The 24,146-nt window shown below is 44.5% G+C and carries 19 protein-coding genes and 4 tRNA genes; 17 read left to right on the top strand and 6 right to left on the bottom strand.

The window, feature by feature from the left end:
* Positions 1-275: 275 nt before the first annotated feature.
* Complete coding sequence (gene pssA / locus AC3CID_RS14910) at positions 276-1,616, bottom strand: CDP-diacylglycerol--serine O-phosphatidyltransferase (RefSeq protein ID WP_488526714.1); 1,341 nt, start codon at positions 1,614-1,616, stop codon at positions 276-278.
* Between the two features lie 91 nt (positions 1,617-1,707).
* Entirely contained in the window at positions 1,708-2,139 is a 432-nt protein-coding gene (locus AC3CID_RS14905) for a GNAT family N-acetyltransferase (protein ID WP_488526713.1), read from the bottom strand.
* 66 nt (positions 2,140-2,205) lie between these two features.
* Between AC3CID_RS14905 and murB the strand changes: the two genes are divergently transcribed.
* Positions 2,206-3,252 (top strand): UDP-N-acetylmuramate dehydrogenase, encoded by a 1,047-nt coding sequence (gene murB / locus AC3CID_RS14900; RefSeq protein WP_488526712.1) that lies wholly within the window; start codon positions 2,206-2,208, stop codon positions 3,250-3,252.
* Positions 3,249-4,214 (top strand): bifunctional biotin--[acetyl-CoA-carboxylase] ligase/biotin operon repressor BirA, encoded by a 966-nt coding sequence (gene birA / locus AC3CID_RS14895; RefSeq protein ID WP_479302729.1) that lies wholly within the window; start codon positions 3,249-3,251, stop codon positions 4,212-4,214. The genes murB and birA overlap by 4 nt, the downstream gene beginning before the upstream one ends.
* A gap of 7 nt (positions 4,215-4,221) precedes the next feature.
* Here the strand turns inward: birA and coaA are convergent, their stop codons facing one another.
* Positions 4,222-5,145, bottom strand: a complete 924-nt coding sequence (gene coaA / locus AC3CID_RS14890) for a type I pantothenate kinase (protein ID WP_146458067.1) — start codon at positions 5,143-5,145, stop codon at positions 4,222-4,224.
* A gap of 210 nt (positions 5,146-5,355) precedes the next feature.
* Between coaA and AC3CID_RS14885 the strand changes: the two genes are divergently transcribed.
* From AC3CID_RS14885 to rpoC, 13 genes are all read left to right on the top strand, one after another.
* Positions 5,356-5,431 (top strand) — tRNA-Thr (locus AC3CID_RS14885).
* A 45-nt stretch (positions 5,432-5,476) separates the two neighbouring features.
* A tRNA-Tyr gene (locus AC3CID_RS14880) sits at positions 5,477-5,561 on the top strand.
* Between the two features lie 38 nt (positions 5,562-5,599).
* Positions 5,600-5,674, top strand: a tRNA-Gly gene (locus AC3CID_RS14875).
* Between the two features lie 14 nt (positions 5,675-5,688).
* Positions 5,689-5,764: transfer RNA gene (locus AC3CID_RS14870), tRNA-Thr, on the top strand.
* A gap of 95 nt (positions 5,765-5,859) precedes the next feature.
* A complete protein-coding gene (gene tuf / locus AC3CID_RS14865; RefSeq protein ID WP_012604914.1) occupies positions 5,860-7,044 on the top strand; it encodes an elongation factor Tu in 1,185 nt (394 codons plus the stop codon).
* Positions 7,045-7,267: 223 nt separating this feature from the next.
* Positions 7,268-7,645 (top strand): preprotein translocase subunit SecE, encoded by a 378-nt coding sequence (gene secE, locus AC3CID_RS14860; protein WP_017073785.1) that lies wholly within the window; start codon positions 7,268-7,270, stop codon positions 7,643-7,645.
* 13 nt (positions 7,646-7,658) lie between these two features.
* The gene (gene nusG / locus AC3CID_RS14855) at positions 7,659-8,207 is read left to right on the top strand and encodes a transcription termination/antitermination protein NusG (protein WP_012605006.1); all 549 of its coding nucleotides are present in this window, start codon (positions 7,659-7,661) and stop codon (positions 8,205-8,207) included.
* Positions 8,208-8,419: 212 nt separating this feature from the next.
* A complete protein-coding gene (rplK, locus tag AC3CID_RS14850) occupies positions 8,420-8,848 on the top strand; it encodes a 50S ribosomal protein L11 (RefSeq protein ID WP_010435555.1) in 429 nt (142 codons plus the stop codon).
* A 4-nt stretch (positions 8,849-8,852) separates the two neighbouring features.
* Positions 8,853-9,557: a 50S ribosomal protein L1 gene (gene rplA / locus AC3CID_RS14845; protein ID WP_017077557.1), complete on the top strand. Its 705-nt coding sequence runs from the start codon at positions 8,853-8,855 to the stop codon at positions 9,555-9,557.
* A gap of 243 nt (positions 9,558-9,800) precedes the next feature.
* Positions 9,801-10,295 (top strand): 50S ribosomal protein L10, encoded by a 495-nt coding sequence (gene rplJ / locus AC3CID_RS14840; RefSeq protein ID WP_017077558.1) that lies wholly within the window; start codon positions 9,801-9,803, stop codon positions 10,293-10,295.
* A 57-nt stretch (positions 10,296-10,352) separates the two neighbouring features.
* The gene (gene rplL / locus AC3CID_RS14835; RefSeq protein WP_054548256.1) at positions 10,353-10,718 is read left to right on the top strand and encodes a 50S ribosomal protein L7/L12; all 366 of its coding nucleotides are present in this window, start codon (positions 10,353-10,355) and stop codon (positions 10,716-10,718) included.
* 235 nt (positions 10,719-10,953) lie between these two features.
* Positions 10,954-14,982, top strand: a complete 4,029-nt coding sequence (rpoB, locus tag AC3CID_RS14830) for a DNA-directed RNA polymerase subunit beta (RefSeq protein WP_029222057.1) — start codon at positions 10,954-10,956, stop codon at positions 14,980-14,982.
* 90 nt (positions 14,983-15,072) lie between these two features.
* Entirely contained in the window at positions 15,073-19,275 is a 4,203-nt protein-coding gene (gene rpoC / locus AC3CID_RS14825) for a DNA-directed RNA polymerase subunit beta' (protein WP_029222058.1), read from the top strand.
* A gap of 360 nt (positions 19,276-19,635) precedes the next feature.
* Here the strand turns inward: rpoC and AC3CID_RS14820 are convergent, their stop codons facing one another.
* Positions 19,636-20,133 carry an Rsd/AlgQ family anti-sigma factor gene (locus AC3CID_RS14820; RefSeq protein ID WP_054548255.1) on the bottom strand — a complete coding sequence of 166 codons (498 nt, stop codon included), beginning with the start codon at positions 20,131-20,133 and terminating at the stop codon, positions 19,636-19,638.
* A 165-nt stretch (positions 20,134-20,298) separates the two neighbouring features.
* Between AC3CID_RS14820 and nudC the strand changes: the two genes are divergently transcribed.
* Positions 20,299-21,108, top strand: a complete 810-nt coding sequence (nudC, locus tag AC3CID_RS14815) for an NAD(+) diphosphatase (protein ID WP_054548254.1) — start codon at positions 20,299-20,301, stop codon at positions 21,106-21,108.
* Positions 21,109-21,407: 299 nt separating this feature from the next.
* Complete coding sequence (hemE, locus tag AC3CID_RS14810) at positions 21,408-22,475, top strand: uroporphyrinogen decarboxylase (protein ID WP_004729761.1); 1,068 nt, start codon at positions 21,408-21,410, stop codon at positions 22,473-22,475.
* Positions 22,476-22,583: 108 nt separating this feature from the next.
* Here hemE and AC3CID_RS14805 read toward each other — a convergent pair whose 3' ends face one another.
* Together AC3CID_RS14805 and AC3CID_RS14800 are read right to left on the bottom strand one after the other, a co-directional pair.
* Positions 22,584-23,177 carry a uracil-DNA glycosylase family protein gene (locus AC3CID_RS14805; protein ID WP_171308896.1) on the bottom strand — a complete coding sequence of 198 codons (594 nt, stop codon included), beginning with the start codon at positions 23,175-23,177 and terminating at the stop codon, positions 22,584-22,586.
* The gene (locus tag AC3CID_RS14800) at positions 23,177-24,103 is read right to left on the bottom strand and encodes a D-2-hydroxyacid dehydrogenase (protein WP_171308895.1); all 927 of its coding nucleotides are present in this window, start codon (positions 24,101-24,103) and stop codon (positions 23,177-23,179) included. The genes AC3CID_RS14805 and AC3CID_RS14800 overlap by 1 nt, the downstream gene beginning before the upstream one ends.
* Positions 24,104-24,146 lie beyond the last annotated feature (43 nt).

Below are 24,146 nucleotides of genomic sequence, written 5' to 3'. Positions count from 1 at the left end.
TCAGGGGCTGTCACGCTAGTTCTCGCTGTAAGGAGTGGCGATCAGGATATAGAAAGTAATTGTCGATTGAGTTGGTATCTTACGTGGTTGTTATTTGTATCTGATAGCCGCATCTTAATTATTAGGCTGACTAAGAAAGGTAGGTACTTGGAGATTTAAGCGTTGGCACTAGTCTTGAGTAAATAGCGAAATTACAACAAACAAACTTATCTCACAGATACAAAAACGCCTAGCGTTTGCTAGGCGTTGATAAATAATGTTCCTAATAACATCGACTACAATATTTGTTTAAGGACTCTATCGGCTTTGACACGAGTGATCTTACGAATCAACTTCTGAACCTCCATCGGATAGCTCTCAATCTTGTCCAATTGCTTATAAGTGCAGATTAGCTGTGTGTGTTGAACAATATTATTAACCTCAGCTTGGAATTTATCCGTTAGATGATGATAGTTATCTTGGATGAATATGCCATTTTCTAAGTCCAACTTCCATGCGCGTGGGTTTAGGTTATTACCTGTGAGTAGCATGTAGCGTTTATCAACCCAAATGCCCTTCAAATGGAAGCTGTTGGAATCGTGTTGCCAAAGTCGGATAGACAGGTTACGACTTGCTATATTCGCTTCATTTGCCTTCGCAAATCGACGCAGGTTCAATTCGTATAAGTAAGGCAAGCCACCAATCGTTTTAAACTCTTCCTCTGGGGAGATAAAGAAGTCATTGGCTGTCTTATCGCCGACAACAATCGTGACCTTTACGCCACGTTTAAGTGCTCTCTTCACTTCCTTCGCTAGGCTAGGCGGAAAATTGAAATATGGCGTACAAATGAAAATTTCATCTTTAGCTTGAGCAACCAGTTGGTTAATTCCCTGATTTAGGCGGTTACGTCTCTTACCTATACCAACTAAAGGAGTTACGGCCACTTGTTCTGCGGAGACATCTTGAGAGTCGAACTTGTATTGAGAGCGTGCTAATGATGCTCTGAATTGACGGATTGCAGGTTTCAGTTCTTTGGTAACTGGTTTGTTCTTATCAGCCAAATCATAAACAGCGATGTCTGAGATCATTTGTTCTTGGACATAGGAGAACATTGAGTCAGCAAGTGTTGCGTTGTTTAAAACATGGTAGCGATCGAAACGGTAACGATCATGATAACTTAAATAGATATTGTTAAGGCTTGCACCGCTGTATATCACGCTGTCATCGACGATAAAGCCTTTTAAGTGCAATACGCCAAAGACTTCTTTGCCGCGAACTGGAATGCCATAGACGGGTACAGAGTGCTGATATTTTTCCGCAAACTCTTTATACATGGCTGCATTGCCTTCAGAAGACTCCGCACCAATCAATCCACGTTGAGCTCTGTGCCAATCGACACATACACTCACATCTAATTCTGGATTCTTTTGCTTTGCTTCATATAAGGCAGTTAGGATCTCACGGCCAGCCTCATCATCTTCAAGATACAAAGCGACTAAACTAATACGAGTTTTTGCGCGAGATATCTCATCAAGTAAGCGAGTTCTAAACTCTTGCGCTGATAGTAGTACTTCAAACTTGTCAGGATTCTGCGCTATGGTTGGCAACTGTATGAATGGATTCCTACTGGCAATCATATTGACTGTTTTACCTTAAAAATATGCAAAATTGCGAACCTTTAATTTTACCAAAGGGATAGCATCAAATACTAGATAATCGAGTCATTCTCTAACAATTTTGCTGATAATGCATAGGAATGAGATCTTTTCCGCTATTCGAATAGCGCTCATATAAGACTCTCAAACCATTTGGTAGTTCATTGGGATCGATTTGTATGAATTGATGACGATTGTAGAAATTAGTCAGATGAGAATACGCGAAGCAATAATCTTTTTCCGTCAGCGTGTGAAGAACACAATAATCCATTAGCTCTGAACCTAATCGCTTGCCACGGTATTCCTTAGAGATAGCCATTCCGGTAAGTAAGCGTGCATCTTCTATCGTTCGAAAGCGAACTACACCACATAACTGGCCGTCTAGTTCTAATGAGTAGATTTTTTCGCTTTTGTTGGCTTTACCTGTTGGGTAATGCTCTTTGTAAAAACGCTTAACGAGGGGAACCTTTACGGGGTCTAATTGAGTAATGATGACATTGTTCATTCAGTCACTGCGCCATTGGTTTATCTGCTGTAGAATGATGGCAGTGTAAGTTAATTGAATATCGCCATGCAATTCCATCTCAATGCTAGTTTAAAAAATGTTCATACTTTTTCTATCGATCAGACCTGTGATGCGTTGGTTGAAGTAACTACGATCGACGAACTGATTTCGGTTTATAGGAATCCTAAATGGTCAACTTCACCTAAGTTAATTCTGGGTAAGGGCAGCAATATGCTTTTTACCAAGCATTTCGCTGGTTTGATCATTGTCAATAAATTAGCTGGGATTGAGATGACCGAGACGGACCGTCATCACCTTCTGCATGTGAGTGGTGGTGAGGATTGGCCAAGCTTGGTTGAGTGGAGTGTTGATAAAGGTCTGGGTGGTCTAGAAAACCTCGCAATGATACCTGGTTGTTCAGGTTCTGCTCCGATTCAGAATATTGGTGCGTATGGTGTTGAACTGCAAGACGTATGCGAATATGTTGATATTCTGTATCTGGATACTTATACAGTTAAGCGGTTAAGCAAAGAGGAATGTCTCTTTGGCTACCGAGATTCTATTTTTAAGCACGCTCTCTATGGTAAAGCGATTGTTGTTGCGATTGGTTTGACCCTACCTAAAGAGTGGAAGCCATGTAACCACTACGGCCCGCTTAAAAGTTTACCTTTAGAGACACTTTCTCCTCGTTCTATATTTGATGAAGTGTGTGCTATACGCTCAAGCAAGCTACCAGACCCTTCCGTACAGGGTAATGCGGGAAGTTTCTTCAAAAACCCTGTGATCACCAAAGATCATTTTGATCGGCTGTCTGCGTTATACCCAAACATTGTCGGTTATGAGAGTAACGACATGATCAAAGTCGCCGCTGGGTGGCTCATTGATCAATGCCAGTTTAAAGGTGTGATTGAAGGTGGTGCTCAAATTCATCCAAATCAAGCTTTGGTTATCATCAATTATGATGAAGCGTCTGCTACGGATATCCTCAGACTTGCAGCGCGAGTACGTCAAGCTGTTCTAGACAAGTTCGACATATCATTGGAACACGAAGTTCGCTTCATGGGTCAAGACAGTGAGACAAACCTAGATAAAGCTTTGGAGTCATTGGCATGAGAGAGCACAATACCAAGCTTGCACTATTGAGATGTCTTGCCGATGGTGAGTTTCATTCTGGTGAAGACTTAGGTGAAATGATCGGTGTATCACGAGCGGCTATCAGTAAGCACATTAAAGGTATCCAAGAGTGGGGGTTAGACATCTATCGAGTACAAGGCAAAGGTTATAAGCTAGCCAGTCGTTTAGATATGCTTGACCAAGAAAAATTGTCCGCTGTCAGTCGTGATGCTTCTCTTGAACTCATTCCAATCATAGGTTCAACAAACCAACACCTGTTAGAGCGTACTAATACCCTCGAATCGGGGTCGGTCTGTATTGCTGAATATCAAGCTGCAGGTCGTGGACGTCGTGGAAGAGAGTGGGTATCGCCATTTGGTGCAAATCTTTACCTTTCAATGTATTGGAGGCTCGATGCAGGCATGGCTGCCGCTATGGGGTTAAGCCTTGTCGTTGGTGTTGCTGTTGTTGAAGCCTTGGAAGAGATGGGTGTTGAAGGCGTTAAACTGAAATGGCCGAATGATCTTTACCATAATGACAAGAAACTCGCGGGTATTTTAGTCGAGTTGTCAGGACAGTCTGGTGGCGCTGCTCATATTGTTATTGGTTTGGGACTAAACCTGTCCATGGACCCGACAACATCAGGTATTGGTCAGCCGTGGACCTCTCTCAAAGAGGTCTGTGATGGAAAAGTGCCCGACCGTAACCAGTTAGCACAGGCTCTGATCAATGCTTGGGACAAGTCACTTGCCGACTATGAGTTGAAAGGGATGTCGAATTTTGTCGAACGCTGGAATCGTTTAGATAACTTCTTAGGTCGCAACGTTAGACTGATCATTGGACCTAGAGAAATAGAAGGTGTTGTACAGGGTATCGATGAACAAGGTGCCGTGTTACTCAAAACTGAGAACGGTGTTGAGAGTTATATCGGTGGAGAGATATCCCTAAGAAAAGGGGACTAAGAGGTTACTACTTTCTTAGTAACACTTCCTCAACCATATGATCTGCGCCCTTGCGTAGAATCAGGTGAGCCCTTTCTCTGGTCGGAAGGATATTCTGCTCTAGGTTTAAACCATTGATTGATTGCCAAATACCTTCTGCTTTTTCCTTAGCGGCTAGATCTGATAATTTAGTGTAGTGCCCGAAGTATGACCCTGGTTTAGCGAAGGCACCTTCACGAAACTTCATAAAACGATTTACATACCATTGTTGAATTTGAGCGCTTTCAGCATCGACATATAACGAGAAGTCGAGGAAGTCTGAAATAAAGACTCTATGAGGCTCATGTGGGTAATTCATACCGCTTTGTAGAACGTTGAGTCCTTCAATAATAAGCACATCTGGTAAGTCGACCTCTTTTACTTCATTGGTAATGTTGTAGGTGAGGTGAGAGTACACAGGTGCTGTCACATTACGCTTGCATGCCTTCACGTCTGATACAAAATTAACTAGCGCTTTAATATCATAAGACTCAGGGAACCCTTTTTTACTCATTAAGCCTTTTTCTTCCAGTATTTCATTGGGGTATAAGAAGCCATCTGTCGTAACCAATTCAACTTTAGGATGGTTTTCCCAACGAGATAGCAACGCTTTCAGTAGACGAGCTGTTGTACTTTTCCCTACCGCAACACTGCCAGCGATACCAATAATGAATGGTGGCGCAGTTTCTTTCTTATCCAGAAATTGATGGAGCACTGAGTTTCTATTTTGTCGAGCAGCCACATAGAGGTTCAACAGGCGCGATAACGGTAGATAAATCTCTACGGCTTCTTCCATTGTCAGCTTTTCATTGATGCCTTGAAGCTCTTTCAAATCGCTCTCAGAAAGTGTCATTGGAACTAAATTCCTTAGTTCAGACCACTGCGCGCGGTCAAATGACATAAATGGGCTCATACAAAACTCTATAGTGGATAACAAAACAAGTGCATGGAAAATACATCAAGCGATAGATAAATTAAATATCTTCCTTTACTAGATGCGGATTAAAGGCAGAAACCTTGAGCTAAATAACCGTATATAGGAATTTGATAAGAGAATTTTACACTTTTTTGCAATTTACTATTGCAAGGTGGAAAATCATTCAATAAAATGCGCCCCACTTGTGCCGACTTAGCTCAGTAGGTAGAGCAACTGACTTGTAATCAGTAGGTCACCAGTTCGACTCCGGTAGTCGGCACCACTTTCTCCCTTCTATTTATAGAGAGCGAGAGAAAGATCAAAATTTGGAGGGGTTCCCGAGTGGCCAAAGGGAGCAGACTGTAAATCTGCCGGCACTGCCTTCGATGGTTCGAATCCGTCTCCCTCCACCATATTCTAAAGGTTAAATAGCTCAAAAGAGTTACGTGTTGCGTGCATCGTATAATGGCTATTACCTCAGCCTTCCAAGCTGATGATGCGGGTTCGATTCCCGCTGCACGCTCCAACTCATTTTTGTGTGCTGATATAGCTCAGTCGGTAGAGCGCACCCTTGGTAAGGGTGAGGCCCCCAGTTCGACTCTGGGTATTAGCACCAGTCTAAAGCTTCTTCTCCTTTAATAAAGAAAACCATTTTTTTTGGTTGCGTGGTCTTATTTTAAGCCACCTAATCCGTACCTAGAGGGACACCCCATGTCTAAAGAAAAATTTGAACGTACGAAACCGCACGTAAACGTTGGTACTATCGGCCACGTTGACCACGGTAAAACAACTCTAACTGCTGCTATCTGTACTACACTTGCAAAAGTGTACGGCGGTGTTGCTAAAGATTTCGCATCTATCGATAACGCTCCAGAAGAGCGCGAGCGCGGTATCACAATTGCAACTTCTCACGTTGAGTACGATACTCCTGAACGTCACTACGCACACGTAGACTGCCCTGGACACGCCGATTATGTTAAAAACATGATCACTGGTGCTGCTCAAATGGACGGCGGTATCCTAGTTGTTGCTGCTACAGATGGCCCTATGCCACAAACACGTGAGCACATCCTACTTGGTCGTCAAGTTGGTATCCCTTACATCATCGTATTCATGAACAAATGTGACATGGTTGATGACGAAGAGCTACTTGAGCTAGTAGAAATGGAAGTACGTGAACTTCTTTCTGAGTACGAGTACCCAGGAGACGACCTTCCAGTAATTCAAGGTTCTGCACTTGGCGCTCTAAACGGCGAAAAGCAGTGGGAAGACAAAATTGTTGAGCTTGCAGAAGCACTAGATTCTTACATTCCACTTCCAGAGCGTGCTGTTGATCTACCGTTCCTACTTCCTATTGAAGATGTATTCTCAATCCAAGGTCGTGGTACTGTAGTTACTGGTCGTATCGAGCGCGGTATCCTACGTGTAGGTGACGAAGTAGAAATCGTTGGTATCAAAGAAACTACTCTTACTACTTGTACTGGTGTTGAAATGTTCCGTAAGCTGCTTGACGAAGGTCGTGCAGGTGAGAACGTTGGTGCACTTCTACGTGGTACTAAGCGTGATGACGTTGAACGTGGCCAAGTACTTTCTGCTAAAGGTTCAATCAACCCACACACTAAGTTTGAGTCTGAAGTATACGTACTTTCTAAAGACGAAGGCGGCCGTCACACTCCTTTCTTCAAAGGTTACCGTCCACAGTTCTACTTCCGTACAACTGACGTAACAGGCGATATCACTCTACCAGAAGGCGTAGAAATGGTAATGCCAGGTGACAACGTTCAAATGACTGTTGAGCTAATCGCTCCAATCGCAATGGACGAAGGTCTACGTTTCGCAATCCGCGAAGGTGGCCGTACAGTTGGTGCTGGTGTTGTAGCTAAAATCTTTGCATAAGATTTGACGAACCACTAGTAAAAAGGGCATCATTTGATGCCCTTTTTCTTCGCTGAAAAAAGAGTTGGATGTTTTGGCATCAATTTTAGCTCTCAGCAAAGAATTAAACGGTCTTTTTGACTAAAATGACTGTTAGATGTGTTGTTTTGCAACGCAAAGGAATGTGCCCTGCAACAGCGGGGTTATTGTCGTCTATATTTAAGACTTATCACAGGTTGGTTTTATGAAAGCAAACGCTGAAACTCCTGATAGCTCAGGTGCAGCAGATACAATGAAGTGGGTAGTCGCTTTTGTACTGTTGGCTGCTGCTGTTGTGGGTAATTACCTGTATGGTGAATTGTCTGTTGTAATTCGCGCTGCAGGTGTAGTTGTGCTGATTGCTGCCGCACTAGGCGTTGCAGCAACAACAGTTAAAGGTAAAGCTGCGATCGATTTTGCAAAAGAATCTCGTATGGAGATTCGTAAAGTTGTTTGGCCTACTCGCCAAGAAACTATGCAAACTACATTGATCGTTTTAGCTGTATGTATTGTTATGTCTCTAGTGCTTTGGGGAATTGACGGCATTATGGTCCGTTTAGTTTCTCTAGCGACTGGGGTGTAGAGGGTTCTGATTCATGAGTGAAGCTCCAAAAAAACGTTGGTATGTAGTTCAAGCCTTTTCTGGCTATGAAGGTCGTGTATCTCAATCGCTACGCGAACATATTAAAATGCACGACATGGAAGAGTTCTTTGGTGACGTTTTAGTACCTACTGAAGAAGTAGTGGAAATGCGTGCAGGTCAACGCCGTAAAAGCGAACGTAAGTTCTTCCCTGGCTACGTATTAGTGCAAATGATCATGAATGATGAATCATGGCACTTAGTGCGCAGTATTCCTCGTGTTATGGGCTTCATTGGTGGTACCTCTGATCGTCCTGCACCAATCACTGACAAAGAAGCTGATGCTATCTTGAACCGTCTAGAGAAAGCGAGCGAGTCTCCACGTCCTAAGACAATGTTCGAAGCGGGTGAAGTGGTTCGTGTGAACGATGGTCCGTTTGCTGATTTCAACGGTACAGTTGAAGAAGTAGATTACGAGAAAAGCCGCATTAAGGTATCTGTATCGATCTTTGGTCGTGCAACACCGGTTGAGCTTGAATTTGGTCAAGTTGAAAAGCTAGACTAAAACTCTAATCTTTGAACAAGCTGTGGATAAATACTTCATAAGTTGTTCAAAATAAAAGAGTATAAAAAACCACCTTTTTAGGGTTGTTAAAGGCGCGAATTATGATTATAATTTCGCGCCTTTTTGCTTCTATCGAAGTAAGAAAGAGTTAATTGAAATTAAGGGGAGCTTGCCTTAGGGCTAGCGCATGTACCCAAAAATTAGGAAATATCATGGCTAAGAAAGTTGAAGCTTATATCAAACTGCAAGTTGCAGCTGGTATGGCAAACCCAAGTCCACCGGTTGGTCCTGCTCTAGGTCAACACGGCGTGAACATCATGGAATTCTGTAAAGCGTTCAACGCAAAAACAGAATCTGTTGAGAAAGGTCTACCTACTCCAGTAGTAATTACTGTTTACAACGACCGTTCTTTCACGTTCGTAACTAAGACTCCACCTGCTGCTGTTCTTCTTAAGAAAGCTGCTGGCGTTAAGTCTGGTTCAGGTCGTCCAAACACTGAGAAAGTTGGTACTGTAACTGACGCTCAAGTTCAGGAAATCGCAGAAACTAAAGCTGCTGATATGACTGGTGCTGACATCGAAGCAATGAAGCGTTCTATTGCTGGTACTGCTCGTTCAATGGGCCTAGTGGTAGAGGGATAAGATCATGGCAAAACTTACTAAGCGTATGCGCGTAATCCGCGACAAAGTTGAAGTAACTAAAGAATACGAAATCAACGAAGCTGTTGCTCTTCTTAAAGAACTAGCGACTGCTAAATTCGTTGAGTCTGTAGATGTTGCTGTTAACCTAGGCATCGATGCTCGTAAATCTGACCAAAACGTACGTGGCGCAACTGTGCTACCTCACGGTACTGGCCGTGAAATCCGCGTTGCTGTGTTCACTCAAGGTGCAAACGCAGAAGCAGCTAAAGCAGCTGGCGCAGATATCGTTGGTATGGAAGATCTTGCTGAGCAAGTGAAAAAAGGCGTAATGGACTTTGACGTTGTTGTTGCTTCTCCTGATGCAATGCGCGTTGTTGGTCAACTAGGTACAATCCTAGGTCCACGCGGTCTAATGCCAAACCCTAAAGTTGGTACTGTAACTCCTAACGTTGCTGAAGCGGTTAAGAACGCTAAAGCTGGTCAGGTTCGTTACCGTAACGACAAGAACGGTATCATCCACACTACTATCGGCAAAGCGTCTTTCGAAGCTAACCAGCTTCAAGAGAACCTAGAAGCACTTCTAGTTGCTCTTAAGAAAGCTAAGCCTTCTTCAGCGAAAGGTACTTTCCTGAAGAAAGTAAGCATCTCTACTACGATGGGTGCTGGTGTTACTGTTGATCAAGCTAGTCTTGACACTCAAGCAAACTAATTTGCTTTGGCGCAGATTTAGTGTATACTTCTGCGCCTAATATTTGTGGTTGGGTGGTTTTTGAAGCAATTCATAACTGTCTATCCCAAGACCGTAGGCGCTGAACCTTTTAAGGTGAAGCTTAATAAAACCTACGTAGGCGATGTTGTCGTTTGAAATGAATTTATTCATTTTTGAATAACATCGTAAACGCTCAATGTATTTTATATTGAGTGCTGTAATCACAACCAGAGGTTAATCCAAATGGCTTTAAATCTTCAAGACAAAAAAGCAATTGTTGCTGAAGTCAACGAAGCAGCCAGTGGTGCACTTTCTGCAGTTGTAGCTGACTCTCGTGGCGTTACTGTTGGCGCGATGACTTCTCTACGTAAACAAGCTCGCGAAGCGGGTGTTTACATGAGAGTTGTTCGTAACACACTAGCACGCCGTGCAGTAGAAGGTACTGAGTATGAGTGTCTACAAGACACATTTACTGGTCCTAGCCTACTTGCGTTCTCTAACGAGCACCCTGGTGCTGCAGCGCGTCTTTTCAAAGACTTCGCTAAAGAGAACAAAACATTCGAGATCAAAGCTGCTGCATTTGAAGGCGCAGTTACTGATGCTGATGTACTAGCGACACTACCAACTTACGACGAAGCTATCGCACGCCTAATGATGTGCATGAAAGAAGCTTCTGCTGGCAAGCTGGTTCGTACTATCGCTGCTGTTCGCGACCAAAAAGAAGAAGCTGCGGCATAAGCCTTGCTTTTCACTGGTTGCTATTTAAACTTATTGTTGACTTAAAAGAGAATTGTTATGTCTATTACTAACGAGCAAATCCTAGACGCAGTTGCAGAAATGTCTGTAATGCAAGTTGTTGAGCTTATCGAAGCTATGGAAGAAAAATTCGGTGTTACTGCTGCTGCTGCAGTTGTAGCTGGTGGTGCTTCTGCTGAAGCTGCTGCTGAGCAAACTGAATTCGACGTTATCCTTACTGCTGCTGGCGCTAACAAAGTACAAGTTATCAAAGCTGTACGTGGCGCAACTGGCCTAGGTCTTAAAGAAGCTAAAGGTCTTGTAGACTCAGCTCCTGCAGCGCTTAAAGAAGGCGTTGACAAAGCTGAAGCTGAAGCTCTTAAAGCACAGCTAGAAGAAGTTGGCGCTTCTGTTGAAATCAAGTAATTATTACTTAATTTCCTAGCCGCAAGGCTATTGGCTGGTGGTTTATTAACCACCGGCCTTTTTGCGCTGTAGGGCTATGACGAATTTCCCGCTGTTTAACCGTCATAATCCGAGCAAAAAAACAGTCATTTTTTCGAAATGATTGTTCAACTACAGTAAACAGCTGTTTGTCACCGCCCCCTCTGAAGAGTGTTTTGGGTGGTTTGGGTCACTTATCAGCGAGCTGAGGAACCCCATGGTTTACTCTTATACCGAGAAAAAGCGCATCCGTAAGGATTTTGGTACTCGTCCACAAGTTTTGGACATTCCATACCTGTTATCGATCCAGCTTGATTCTTTCGATAAATTCATCGAACAGGATCCAGAAGGTCAATACGGTCTTGAAGCTGCTTTCCGTTCTGTATTTCCAATTCAGAGCTACAACGGCAATTCTGAGCTGCAATACGTTAGCTACCGTCTTGGTGAGCCAGTTTTTGACGTTAAAGAATGTCAAATCCGCGGTGTAACTTACTCAAAGCCACTACGCGTAAAACTACGTCTAGTTATCTTTGATCGAGACGCACCAGCAGGCACTGTAAAAGACATTAAAGAGCAAGAAGTCTACATGGGCGAAATTCCGCTTATGACAGACAATGGTACTTTCGTAATTAATGGTACCGAGAGGGTTATCGTATCCCAGCTGCACCGAAGCCCAGGCGTGTTCTTCGACAGTGATAAGGGTAAGACCCACTCATCAGGTAAAGTTCTTTATAACGCACGTGTAATTCCTTACCGTGGCTCATGGTTAGACTTTGAGTTCGATCCTAAGGATAACTTATTCGTACGTATCGACCGTCGTCGTAAGCTACCTGCATCGATTATTCTTCGTGCACTTGGTAAATCGACTGAAGAGATCCTAGATCTGTTCTTCGACAAGGTGAACTTCGAAGTTAAAGACCAAACTCTACTTATGGAGTTGGTTCCTGATCGTCTACGTGGTGAAACTGCGTCATTCGACATCGAATCAAACGGTAAAACTTACGTTGAGACTGGTCGTCGTGTTACTGCTCGCCATATCCGTCAACTTGAAAAAGATGGCGTTGAGCACATCGAAGTACCAGTAGAGTACATCGTTGAAAAGATTGCTGCGAAAGATTACATCAACGAAGCAACTGGCGAGATCATCGTTGGCGCAAACCAAGAGATTAGCCTAGAAGCACTTGCTAACCTGTCTCAAGCAGGTCACAAGACTCTAGAAGTGCTGTTCACGAATGACCTAGACCATGGTCCATTCATGTCAGACACTCTACGTGCGGATAGCACAGTAGATCGCATCTCTGCATTGGTAGAAATCTACCGCATGATGCGCCCTGGCGAGCCACCAACGAAAGAAGCTGCAGAATCATTGTTCGAAAGCCTATTCTTCTCTGAAGATCGTTACGACCTATCAACTGTAGGCCGTATGAAATTCAACAGCTCTATCGAGCGTGAAGAAGAAGAAGAGCGCGGTACTCTGGATGAATCAGACATCATCGAAGTGATGAAGAAACTGATCGGCATCCGTAACGGTATTGGTGAAGTGGACGATATCGACCACCTTGGCAACCGTCGTATCCGTTCTGTAGGTGAAATGGCAGAAAACCAATTCCGTGTTGGTCTAGTTCGTGTAGAACGTGCCGTTAAAGAGCGCCTAAGCCTTGGTGACCTTGATGCAATCATGCCTCAAGATCTTATCAACGCTAAGCCGATCTCTGCTGCAGTTAAAGAATTCTTTGGCTCTTCACAGCTTTCACAGTTTATGGACCAAAACAACCCATTGTCAGAAGTTACGCACAAACGTCGTATCTCTGCTTTAGGTCCTGGTGGTCTTACTCGTGAGCGCGCAGGCTTCGAAGTACGTGACGTTCACGTAACTCACTACGGTCGTCTATGTCCGATCGAAACGCCTGAAGGTCCAAACATCGGTCTAATTAACTCGCTATCTGCGTTTGCACGTTGTAACGATTACGGTTTCCTAGAAACTCCGTACCGTCGTGTAGTAGATGGTGTAGTAACAGAAGAAGTTGATTACCTGTCTGCAATCCAGGAAGGTCAATTCGTAATCGCGCAAGCAAACACTATTCTTACAGAAGAAGGTACGTTTGCAGATGAGCTAATCACAGCTCGTCAGAAAGGTGAATCTGGTCTTCACCCACGCGAGCACGTTGACTACATGGACGTTGCGACAAACCAAGTAGTATCTATCGCTGCTTCGCTTATCCCGTTCCTAGAACACGATGATGCGAACCGTGCATTGATGGGTGCCAACATGCAACGTCAAGCGGTACCAACACTTAGAGCTGATAAGCCTCTAGTAGGTACTGGTATTGAACGTAACATCGCAGTTGACTCTGGTGTTACAGCGGTTGCTAAACGTGGTGGTCAAGTTCAGTCTGTAGACGCTTCTCGTATCGTAGTTAAGGTTAACGAAGATGAATTGGTACCTGGCGAAGCTGGTATCGATATCTACAACCTAACTAAGTACACGCGTTCGAACCAAAACACATGTATTAACCAACGTCCAACTGTACTTCCTGGTGAACCAGTTGCACGCGGTGATGTTCTTGCTGATGGTCCTTCAACTGACCTTGGTGAACTTGCTCTTGGCCAAAACATGCGTATCGCATTCATGCCTTGGAACGGTTACAACTTCGAAGACTCGATCTTAGTATCTGAGCGCGTAGTTCAAGAAGACCGTTTCACGACAATCCACATTCAAGAACTATCTTGTGTGGCTCGTGATACTAAGCTGGGTTCTGAAGAGATCACAGCTGATATTCCAAACGTAGGTGAGTCTGCTCTGTCTAAACTAGACGAGTCAGGTATCGTTTACATTGGTGCTGAAGTTAAGGGTGGCGACATCCTAGTTGGTAAAGTAACCCCTAAAGGTGAAACTCAACTGACTCCTGAAGAGAAGCTACTACGTGCTATCTTCGGTGAGAAAGCATCTGATGTTAAAGATACTTCTCTACGTGTACCAAACTCTGTTTCGGGTACTATCATCGATGTACAAGTCTTCACTCGCGATGGCGTAGAGAAAGACAAACGTGCACTTGAAATCGAACAGATGCAGCTTAAAGAAGCTAAGAAAGATCTAACTGAAGAGTTCCAAATTCTTGAGGGTGGTCTTCTTAACCGTGTTAAAGCTGTACTTCTGTCTGGTGGTTACTCTGAAGCTAAGCTTGATACTATCGGTCGTAAGCAATGGCTAGAGCAAGTTCTAGAAGACGATGCGCTACAAACTCAGCTTGAGCAACTTGCTGAGCAGTGGGATGAGCTAAAAGCAGACTTCGATAAGAAGTTTGAAACTAAGCGTCGTAAAATCACTCAAGGTGATGATCTAGCGCCTGGCGTTCTTAAGATTGTTAAAGTTTACCTAGCGGTTAAACGTCGTATCCAGCCTGGTGATAAGATGGCCGGTCGTCACGGTAACAAAGGTGTAATCTCTAAGATTAACCCTGTTGAAGACATGCCATACGATGAGAAAGGTCAGCCTGTAGACATCGTACTTAACCCGCTGGGTGTACCATCGCGTATGAACATCGGTCAGATCCTAGAAGTTCACTTAGGTTTGGCTGCGAAAGGTATCGGTGACAAGATCAACCAAATGGTTAAGGAACAACAAGAACTGCATAAGTTCCGTGAGTTCCTACAGAAGGTTTATGATCTTGGTGATACTCGTCAGAAAGTTGATATTGCTGAACTGTCTGATGATCAAGTTCGTACACTGATTAAGAACCTACGTGGCGGTCTACCGATTGCTACTCCTGTGTTCGACGGTGCTTCTGAGTCTCTAATCAAAGAACTACTTAAACTGGGTGATCTGCCAGAATCTGGTCAGCTTAAACTGTTTGATGGTCGTACTGGTGATTCGTTTGAGCGTCCTGTAACTGTTGGTTACATGTACATGCTGAAACTGAACCACTTGGTTGATGACAAGATGCATGCTCGTTCAACTGGTTCTTACAGCCTAGTAACTCAGCAACCACTTGGTGGTAAAGCTCAGTTCGGTGGTCAGCGTTTCGGTGAGATGGAAGTATGGGCACTAGAAGCATACGGTGCTGCATATACTCTACAAGAAATGCTAACAGTTAAGTCGGATGACGTTAACGGCCGTACTAAGATGTATAAGAACATCGTAGATGGCAACCATAGCATGGAACCTGGCATGCCAGAGTCGTTCAACGTACTGTTGAAAGAGATTCGCTCGCTAGGTATCAACATCGAGCTAGAAGACGAAGAGTAATCCCTCTTTTTTATAAAGAAGATTGGATTACTTGGTAAAGGGGGCTCACTTTAGTCGGTGAGCTCCTTTAACTCCTTACAGGAGCTGAACGTGAAAGACTTATTAAACTTTCTAAAAGCACAGCATAAGACCGAAGAATTTGATGCAATCAAAATCGGTCTATCTTCACCAGACACGATCCGTTCGTGGTCTTTTGGTGAAGTTAAAAAGCCAGAAACAATTAACTATCGTACGTTCAAACCTGAACGTGATGGTCTGTTCTGTGCACGTATTTTTGGTCCAGTTAAAGACTACGAATGTCTTTGTGGCAAATACAAGCGCCTGAAGCACCGTGGTGTTATCTGTGAGAAGTGTGGCGTTGAAGTTACACAAACTAAAGTTCGTCGTGACCGTATGGGCCACATCGAGCTTGCTTCACCAGTTGCTCACATCTGGTTCCTAAAATCACTACCGTCTCGTATCGGTCTACTAATGGATATCCCTCTGCGTGATATCGAACGTGTTCTTTACTTCGAAATGTACGTAGTAACTGAACCGGGTATGACTGATCTAGAAAAATCTCAGATGCTTACTGAAGAAGAGTACCTGGATCGTCTAGAAGAGTGGGGTGACGAATTCACTGCTAAGATGGGTGCTGAAGCGATCAAAGATCTGCTTTCAACAATGGACCTTCATCAAGAAGTGGAAGAAATGCGCGAAGAGTTGGAAACAACTAACTCTGAAACTAAGCGTAAGAAAGTTACTAAGCGTTTGAAGCTAGTTGAAGCGTTCATCTCGTCAGGCAACAAGCCTGAGTGGATGATCCTAACTGTACTTCCAGTGCTACCGCCAGATCTTCGTCCTCTAGTTCCTCTAGATGGCGGTCGTTTTGCGACTTCAGATCTGAACGACCTTTACCGTCGTGTGATCAACCGTAACAACCGTTTGAAGCGTCTTCTAGAGCTAGCGGCTCCAGACATCATCGTACGTAACGAAAAGCGTATGTTGCAAGAGTCTGTTGATGCCCTTCTAGATAACGGTCGTCGCGGCCGTGCGATCACGGGTTCTAACAAGCGTCCTCTGAAATCTCTTGCTGATATGATCAAGGGTAAACAAGGTCGTTTCCGTCAGAACCTTCTAGGTAAACGTGTAGACTACTCTGGCCGTTCTGTAATCACAGTAGGTCCATACCTTCGTCTACATCAGTGTGGTCTTCCTAAGAAGATGGCACTTGAGCTATTTAAGCCGTTCATCTACAGCAAGCTAGAGACTCGTGGCATGGCTACGACAATCAAAGCTGCTAAGAAAATGGTAGAGCGCGAAGAAGCGATCGTTTGGGATATCCTAGACGAAGTTATCCGTGAACACCCAGTACTGCTTAACCGTGCACCTACACTTCACCGTCTAGGTATCCAAGCGTTTGAACCAGTACTAATCGAAGGTAAAGCGATTCAGCTTCACCCACTAGTATGTGCGGCATACAACGCCGACTTCGATGGTGACCAAATGGCTGTACACGTGCCTCTAACTCTAGAAGCACAGCTTGAAGCTCGTACCCTAATGATGTCGACGAATAACATTCTGTCGCCAGCATCAGGTGATCCGATCATCGTACCTTCTCAGGACGTTGTATTGGGTCTTTACTACATGACACGTGACAAGATCAACGTGAAAGGTGAAGGTATGTACCTTGCTGGCCCTGCTGAGGCTGAAAAGGCATACCGTACTAAGACTGCTGAGCTACATGCTCGCGTTAAAGTACGTATCACTGAAACAGTAGTAGACGAAGACGGCAATAGCACAACGAATACTGGCCTAGTAGATACGACTGTAGGTCGTGCAATGCTATGGCAGATCGTTCCTAAAGGCCTTCCGTACAGCATCGTTAACCAAAAGTTAGGTAAGAAGCAGATCTCTACTCTTCTTAACGAGTGTTACCGTAAGCTTGGTCTAAAAGATACAGTAGTATTTGCTGACCAAATCATGTACGCAGGTTTCGCATACGCGGCACTTTCTGGTGTTTCTGTAGGTATCAACGATATGGTTGTTCCTCAAGCGAAATACGACGAGATTGAATCTGCTGAAGAAGAAGTTCGCGAAATCCAAGAGCAATTCCAATCTGGTCTTGTTACTGCGGGTGAGCGTTACAACAAAGTTATCGATATCTGGGCATCTACGAATGACCGCGTTGCGAAAGCAATGATGGATAACCTATCTTCTGAAACAGTTATTAACCGTGACGGCGAAGAAGAACAGCAAGAATCGTTCAACAGCATCTACATGATGGCCGACTCGGGCGCACGTGGTTCTGCAGCTCAGATTCGTCAGCTAGCAGGTATGCGTGGTCTGATGGCGCGTCCAGATGGTTCAATCATCGAAACGCCGATCACTGCGAACTTTAAAGAAGGTCTAAACGTCCTTCAGTACTTTATCTCAACGCACGGTGCTCGTAAGGGTCTTGCGGATACAGCACTGAAAACAGCAAACTCGGGTTACCTAACTCGTCGTCTAGTAGACGTTGCTCAAGACGTTGTAGTACACGAACATGACTGTGGCACGCATGAAGGTATCGACATGATGCCTCACATCGAAGGTGGTGACGTTAAAGTTGCACTTTCTGAGCTTGCTCTTGGTCGTGTTGTTGCTGAAGATGTTCTTAAGCCTGGTACTGAAGATGTACTGATTCCACGTAATACTCTGATTGATGAGAAGTGGTGTCAAATCATGGAAGACAACTCAGTAGATAGCATGAAAGTGCGCTCTGTTGTTACCTGTGATGCAGACTTCGGTTGTTGTGCACAGTGTTACGGTCGTGACCTAGCACGTGGTCACCTAGTGAACCAAGGTGAAGCAGTTGGTGTTATCGCTGCACAATCTATCGGTGAACCGGGTACACAGCTAACGATGCGTACGTTCCACATCGGTGGTGCGGCATCTACTGCAGCAGCAGAGAACAGCATCCAAGCTAAGACAACTGGTACTGTGAAGCTTCACAATGCTAAGTTCGTAATTAACAAAGATAAGAAACTGGTTATCACTTCTCGTGCATCTGAGATGACGATTATTGATGAATTCGGCCGTACGAAAGAGAAGCACAAACTTCCTTACGGTTCGATGCTAACCAAAGGCGACAACGCAGCAGTTACTGCTGGTGAAGTTGTAGCTAACTGGGAAGCGCATACCATGCCAATCATCACTGAAGTGGCAGGTCGTATCCAATTCGTAGATATGATCGATGGTATTACAGTTTCTCGTAACACTGACGATCTAACGGGTCTTTCTTCAAGTGAAGTTACAGACGCAGCAGCTCGCCCAGCAGCAGGTAAAGATATGCGTCCAGCTATCAAACTTGTTGATGAGCAAGGTAACGACGTAATGATCCCTGGTACTGATATGCCAGCTCACTACTTCCTACCTGGCAAAGCGATTGTAAACATCGAAGATGGCGCTGAAGTTGGCATTGGTGACACACTATCTCGTATCCCTCAAAAATCGAGCGGAAACAAAGATATCACCGGTGGTCTACCACGCGTAGCTGACCTATTCGAAGCTCGTAAGCCTAAAGAGCCTGCGATCCTTGCTGAGCACACAGGTACTGTGTCTTTCGGTAAAGAAACGAAAGGTAAGCGTCGTCTAGTAATCACTCGTGAAGGCGGTGACGCTTACGAAGAGATGATTCCTAAGCATCGTCAATTGAACGTGTTCGAAGGTGAGAAGATTGAACGTGGTGATGTAATCGCCGACGGTCCTGAAACTCCACACGATATCCTGCGTCTACGTGGTATCCACGCAGTAACTCAGTACATCGCGAACGAAGTTCAAGAAGTTTACCGCTTACAAGGCGTAAAGATTAACGATAAGCACATTGAGACTATCGTTCGTCAAATGCTACGTAAGTGTACAATCACTCATTCTGGTGACTCTCCGTTCCTACCTGGCGAACAAGTTGAGTACCACAATGTTAAGATTGCTAACCGTAAGCTAGAAGCTGAAGGTAAAGAACTAGTACGTTTCGAACGTGATCTACTAGGTATTACTAAAGCATCTCTTGCAACTGAGTCATTCATCTCAGCTGCATCGTTCCAAGAAACGACTCGCGTACTAACAGAAGCTGCGGTTTCTGGTAAGCGTGATGACCTTCGCGGTCTGAAAGAGAACGTAATTGTTGGTCGTCTGATCCCAGCTGGTACTGGTTTCGCATACCACCAAGAGCGTCAAAAGCAACGTGAAGAAGAGCAAGAAGGTCCTTCAGCTGAACAAGCTACTGACAATCTAGCAGCACTTCTAAACGCTGGTTTCTCTTCAGAAGAGTAAGCTCTACGAGTAGTCTCTAAGAGATAAGAAAAGGCACCTTTGGGTGCCTTTTTTGTATCTGGCGTATAGGTGTTTAATGAGAGGCTTATAGATTCGAAGTTGATAGGTATGCTTGCTTGTCGATTGCTTGTCGATTGCTTGGCTGGTGGACTTAGTCGATAGTACTTTCTCTAAGGCAGCTTGCGTGTTTACAGGGAGGCGCTGAGGATGAAACTGGTGAGAAGTGTTACGTCGGGTTATCGCAAAACATCAGAGTAGGGACGAACCAATAGGCTCTGATAAAAGAGTTGGATGTGTTAGGTAACGCTACAGACAAAACAAAAAGCTTGCACAGAGGCAAGCTTAGAAGATGTTAAGCCATTAAGCTCCTGGTGGAACCGCTAGGCTGTCGGCAATTTGTTGTATCAGCTGGTCTTCAACCGCAAACCTAGCCTCAAGAATCTCACCTATAAGTGACAGCTCACTATCAAAGCTTTCTAATGTATCACTAGCTTCAATGGCGGCGTACTTATCGGTGAAGTTGAGCAGAGGGTCCGTGGTAAGGACGATATGACCATAAGACTGGTTGATTTCGTCTGTTGCTTTGAAGCCAGTAGACTGCCATTTGTCCATCACCATGTCATAGATTTTGAAATGACCTTCGGAGATGTAATCAACAAGGTGTTGGCTGAATTTTTGGAGTTCTTCTGGAGAAGGCAGTTCGGTGATTGCCGTTGCTTTCGACGATGAAGGCTGTAGAGCGGCAAGCTTACAATACTCAACGATTAGAGACTGTCGAGTTTCGAGCCAATGATCGATGACCTCATTAGAGCCACCCCATTGTTCTTGTATTTGTTTGAATTTATTTAGCATGACCATGTCCTCATGATCTGATCACAACCTTGTGATCATGGTAATTGCCTAAGCAAGGTCCGTTTATTGGTAACTACTAAAAGTAATAGCTTGAAATATTCTCTGCTACAACTCTAGTATGAAATTAGATTGCCAGTAAAATGAACGAACTGCAAGCAATGAGGCATAGGGATGTTAAAAAAAAGTGATAACAAAATGACAGAGCAAGCTTATTGGTGCGTCGTTTCAGGTAGTGATATTTGGGTTAATAATGATCAGTTTCCTTATGGCTCAGCAGAGGAGCTAGGGCTGAGTGTCGAGCATGCAATCTGTATTGGTCAGCATCAAGGTCGTAAGGTGTATTGGCTCAACGACTGTGATGTTGAGAGTGAGTTGACCATGATAAACCTACGTGAGTTATTACACTGGCCTGAATCGAGTTTTCTGACAGCAAGCAAAGCTATCCAGTATGGGCACATGACGCAAAGTATGCGTTTTTGTCCTCAGTGTGGCGGTCGTAATCACCTCAATCATAATCAGGTGGCGATGCAATGCGGAGATTGCCGAACGCTTCATTATCCTCGTATCTTCCCGTGCATCATTGTCGCTGTACGTAACGACAACAAGATATTGCTTGCACAGCACCCAAGGCATAAAACTGGTATGTATACCGTGATAGCGGGCTTCCTAGAGGTCGGAGAAACCTTAGAGCAGTGTGTGGCAAGAGAAGTCAAAGAGGAAACTGGTATCGATGTTGCTAATATTCGTTACTTTAGCAGCCAGCCATGGGCGTTTCCGTCGAGTATGATGATGGCCTTTCTGGCTGACTATGCTGGTGGAACGCTTAAACCAGATTATAGTGAATTGTCGGATGCCCAATGGTTTGATGTAACAAGCCTGCCTGATGTTGCACCTGTAGGAACGATTGCGAGACAATTGATTGAGAAAACTGTGGGTGACGTGGCGAAAGATGATGTGACGGAGCAGACGATAGAGTACTAATATACCTATGATAGTATTTGGCCTATAGGTGGTCAAAAGCTAAAAAAAACCCTCCACAAGTGGAGGGGGTAAGTAAGATGTCGTTATGAGATGCTGAGTAGTGACTACTCAGATGTTATAATTGTAATTTTCGCTAGCGAACAAATTTTTAACATGCTCCTGCAATTGGGTGCAAATTAAGCATTGATTTAAAAGTTAATAACTTGATCTAGGTTGCAAAGCACACAGCTTTTACCCTTCAATCAGTGTTAGAATACTTGCCATCAAAACTAGACAAGATTGAATTGGAATTTAACGGAATGACCGAATTAAAAAACGATCGCTATTTACGCGCACTTTTAAAACAGCCTGTTGATTACACACCAGTATGGATGATGCGCCAAGCTGGCCGCTATCTTCCAGAGTACAAAGCAACGCGCGCTGAAGCTGGCGATTTCATGTCTTTGTGCAAAAACGCTGAACTGGCATCAGAAGTAACACTTCAACCTTTACGTCGTTTCCCGCTTGATGCGGCAATCTTGTTCTCTGACATCCTAACTATCCCTGATGCAATGGGCTTAGGCTTGTACTTTGAAACTGGTGAAGGTCCTAAGTTTGAACGTCCTATCACATGTAAAGCTGACGTGGAGAAGATTGGCCTACCTGATCCAGAAGGAGAGCTTCAATACGTAATGAATGCCGTTCGTCAGATCCGTAAAGATCTGAAAGGCGAAGTGCCATTGATTGGTTTCTCTGGTAGCCCTTGGACACTGGCAACTTACATGGTTGAAGGCAGCAGCTCGAAGGCGTTTACTAAGATCAAGAAGATGATGTACGCAGAGCCACAAACACTGCATTTACTTCTAGATAAACTGGCTGACACCGTTATTGAATACCTGAACGCGCAAATTAAAGCGGGTGCACAATCGGTAATGGTATTCGACACATGGGGTGGTGTACTTACTCCGCGTGACTACAACCTGTTCTCACTACAGTACATGCATAAAATTGTAGATGGCCTAATCCGTGAAAACGAAGGTCGCCGTGTACCGGTTACTCTGTTCACTAAGAACGGTGGCATGTGGCTAGAATCTATCGCAGCGACTGGCTGTGATGCGGTGGGTCTAGACTGGACAATCAATATTGCGGATGCAAAAGCGCGTATTGGCGATAAAGTGGCTCTACAAGGCAACATGGACCCATCAGTGCTTTACGCACAACCTGAGCGTATTCGTGAAGAAGTCGGCACTATCCTTGAAGGTTTTGGTGACGGCGGTACTGGTCACGTATTTAACCTTGGCCATGGTATTCACCTAGATGTGCCACCAGAGAATGCTGGTGTATTTGTGGACGCAGTTCATGACCTATCTAAGCCATACCATAAGTAATTAAGTATGTGTTTTTAGAAAAAGCGCTGTCGAGAAATCGGCAGCGCTTTTTTATTACCTTTTTATCCGCATCCAATATCGGCTTCATCATCGTGGATGTGCAGCTAATTAGGTATTTGGATCATGGTAGGCCAAATGCTCCGAGATGTGCTTTTGGATGTAAGGAATAACGTCACTCTCAAACCAAGGGTTCTTCTTGAGCCAGATATTATTGCGTGGCGAAGGATGAGGTAGAGGCAAAAACTCAGGCGCCCACCTTTGCCAATCACGTACGGTTGCGGTCAGTGTGCTGGTGGTTTTGTTTGTTAGGTAATGGTTTTGTGCGTACTGACCAATCAGCAGTGTCATTTGGATGTTGGGTAGCGATTTCAGCACTTTGTTATGCCAAAGCTCCGCACACTCCTTACGTGGTGGGAGATCGCCACTCTTTCCCTTTCCCGGATAACAAAACCCCATAGGAACAATCGCGACTTTTTGTTCGTCATAAAACGTATCGCTATCTATCCCTAACCATTCTCTTAATCGTTCGCCACTGGCATCATTCCAAGGGATCGATGACTCATGAACCTTGATGCCGGGTGCCTGCCCAATAATAAGCAAGCGCGCGTTTGGATGCGCTTGAATCACCGGGTTAGCACCGTGTGATATGTGAGGCTCACAAGCTCGGCATTGTCGAATCTCTTTGAGTAACGATGAGGGCATCAGTAACCTTTATCAAAATCGATGACATGGTTAAGTTTAAAGCCATCTCGCCACTGTTGGTAATTCTCGGCGAAGATCTCTACCACCTGCCTTGGCTCACTCAGCGCTGCAATGTGCGGGGTGATGATCACTTGCGGCAATGTCCAGAAAGGGTGTTCCTGCGAGAGGGGCTCACTTTCAAACACATCCAAGAAAGCGTGCTCAACCCATTTATTCTTAATCGCAAGCAGCAAGGCTTTGTTATCTAAGCTCTCTCCTCTGCCAACATTAAAGAGCAGCACATTCGAGCAGTAACTTAAGGTCGTTTGATTGAGTAATTGATAGGTTTCATCTGTTGATGGCAAGGTGTTGACCACGATATCCGCTTGCTTAAGGGCAGCCTCTATCTCATTGATGTGGAAAGTGTCTTTAAAGGTCTCTTGCTTTGATGGAATGCCGGTACGGTTGACTCCAATGGTATGAATACCAAAGGCAGCTGCGGTTTTCGCTAAATGACTGCCGATTGAACCTGTCCCTAAAATCACCATGGTTTTGTCAGTTAGGCTAGTATATAGCTGTGGTTGCCAGCTTCGTTGTGCTTGTTGCTGGTGGTAGTGAGGGAAGTGTCTACAGTGGCTGATCGTGTAACCTAACACGTATTCAGCAATCGCAGGGCCGAAGATGCCTTTGACGTTGGTCAGCGTATAATCTTGACGCAGATCCGGCTGAGTGAGTTTATTGATTCCTGCGTAGGTACTTTGCACCCAATCTAGATGTTTAAACTCATTAAGTCGCTCCGCGATTAAAGGAGGAGAAGCCAGCACGATCTCAGCTAATTCGGGGTTTTGAGTGATTTCGAGGTCAGGTAACCCTTGGTTTAGAATCAGTTGCGTATAAGTATCGTCATGCTCAGTAAGAATATAGAGCTTATTCGTAAAATTGTTCATCGGCCTACCTTTTCCATCCTAGGTTTATCAAGTACACTTTCGC

The sequence above is a fragment of the Vibrio sp. QJM3NY_21 genome, from assembly GCF_057785975.1.
This window is presented reverse-complemented; position numbering and strand designations above follow the sequence as displayed.

Coding starts and splice junctions, on each gene's coding strand:
- pssA (WP_488526714.1), bottom strand. CDS start 1,616: ATGATTGCCAGTAGGAATCCATTCATACAGTTGCCAACCATAGCGCAG.
- AC3CID_RS14905 (WP_488526713.1), bottom strand. CDS start 2,139: ATGAACAATGTCATCATTACTCAATTAGACCCCGTAAAGGTTCCCCTC.
- murB (WP_488526712.1), top strand. CDS start 2,206: ATGCAATTCCATCTCAATGCTAGTTTAAAAAATGTTCATACTTTTTCT.
- birA (WP_479302729.1), top strand. CDS start 3,249: ATGAGAGAGCACAATACCAAGCTTGCACTATTGAGATGTCTTGCCGAT.
- coaA (WP_146458067.1), bottom strand. CDS start 5,145: ATGAGCCCATTTATGTCATTTGACCGCGCGCAGTGGTCTGAACTAAGG.
- tuf (WP_012604914.1), top strand. CDS start 5,860: ATGTCTAAAGAAAAATTTGAACGTACGAAACCGCACGTAAACGTTGGT.
- secE (WP_017073785.1), top strand. CDS start 7,268: ATGAAAGCAAACGCTGAAACTCCTGATAGCTCAGGTGCAGCAGATACA.
- nusG (WP_012605006.1), top strand. CDS start 7,659: ATGAGTGAAGCTCCAAAAAAACGTTGGTATGTAGTTCAAGCCTTTTCT.
- rplK (WP_010435555.1), top strand. CDS start 8,420: ATGGCTAAGAAAGTTGAAGCTTATATCAAACTGCAAGTTGCAGCTGGT.
- rplA (WP_017077557.1), top strand. CDS start 8,853: ATGGCAAAACTTACTAAGCGTATGCGCGTAATCCGCGACAAAGTTGAA.
- rplJ (WP_017077558.1), top strand. CDS start 9,801: ATGGCTTTAAATCTTCAAGACAAAAAAGCAATTGTTGCTGAAGTCAAC.
- rplL (WP_054548256.1), top strand. CDS start 10,353: ATGTCTATTACTAACGAGCAAATCCTAGACGCAGTTGCAGAAATGTCT.
- rpoB (WP_029222057.1), top strand. CDS start 10,954: ATGGTTTACTCTTATACCGAGAAAAAGCGCATCCGTAAGGATTTTGGT.
- AC3CID_RS14820 (WP_054548255.1), bottom strand. CDS start 20,133: ATGGTCATGCTAAATAAATTCAAACAAATACAAGAACAATGGGGTGGC.
- nudC (WP_054548254.1), top strand. CDS start 20,299: ATGTTAAAAAAAAGTGATAACAAAATGACAGAGCAAGCTTATTGGTGC.
- hemE (WP_004729761.1), top strand. CDS start 21,408: ATGACCGAATTAAAAAACGATCGCTATTTACGCGCACTTTTAAAACAG.
- AC3CID_RS14805 (WP_171308896.1), bottom strand. CDS start 23,177: ATGCCCTCATCGTTACTCAAAGAGATTCGACAATGCCGAGCTTGTGAG.
- AC3CID_RS14800 (WP_171308895.1), bottom strand. CDS start 24,103: ATGAACAATTTTACGAATAAGCTCTATATTCTTACTGAGCATGACGAT.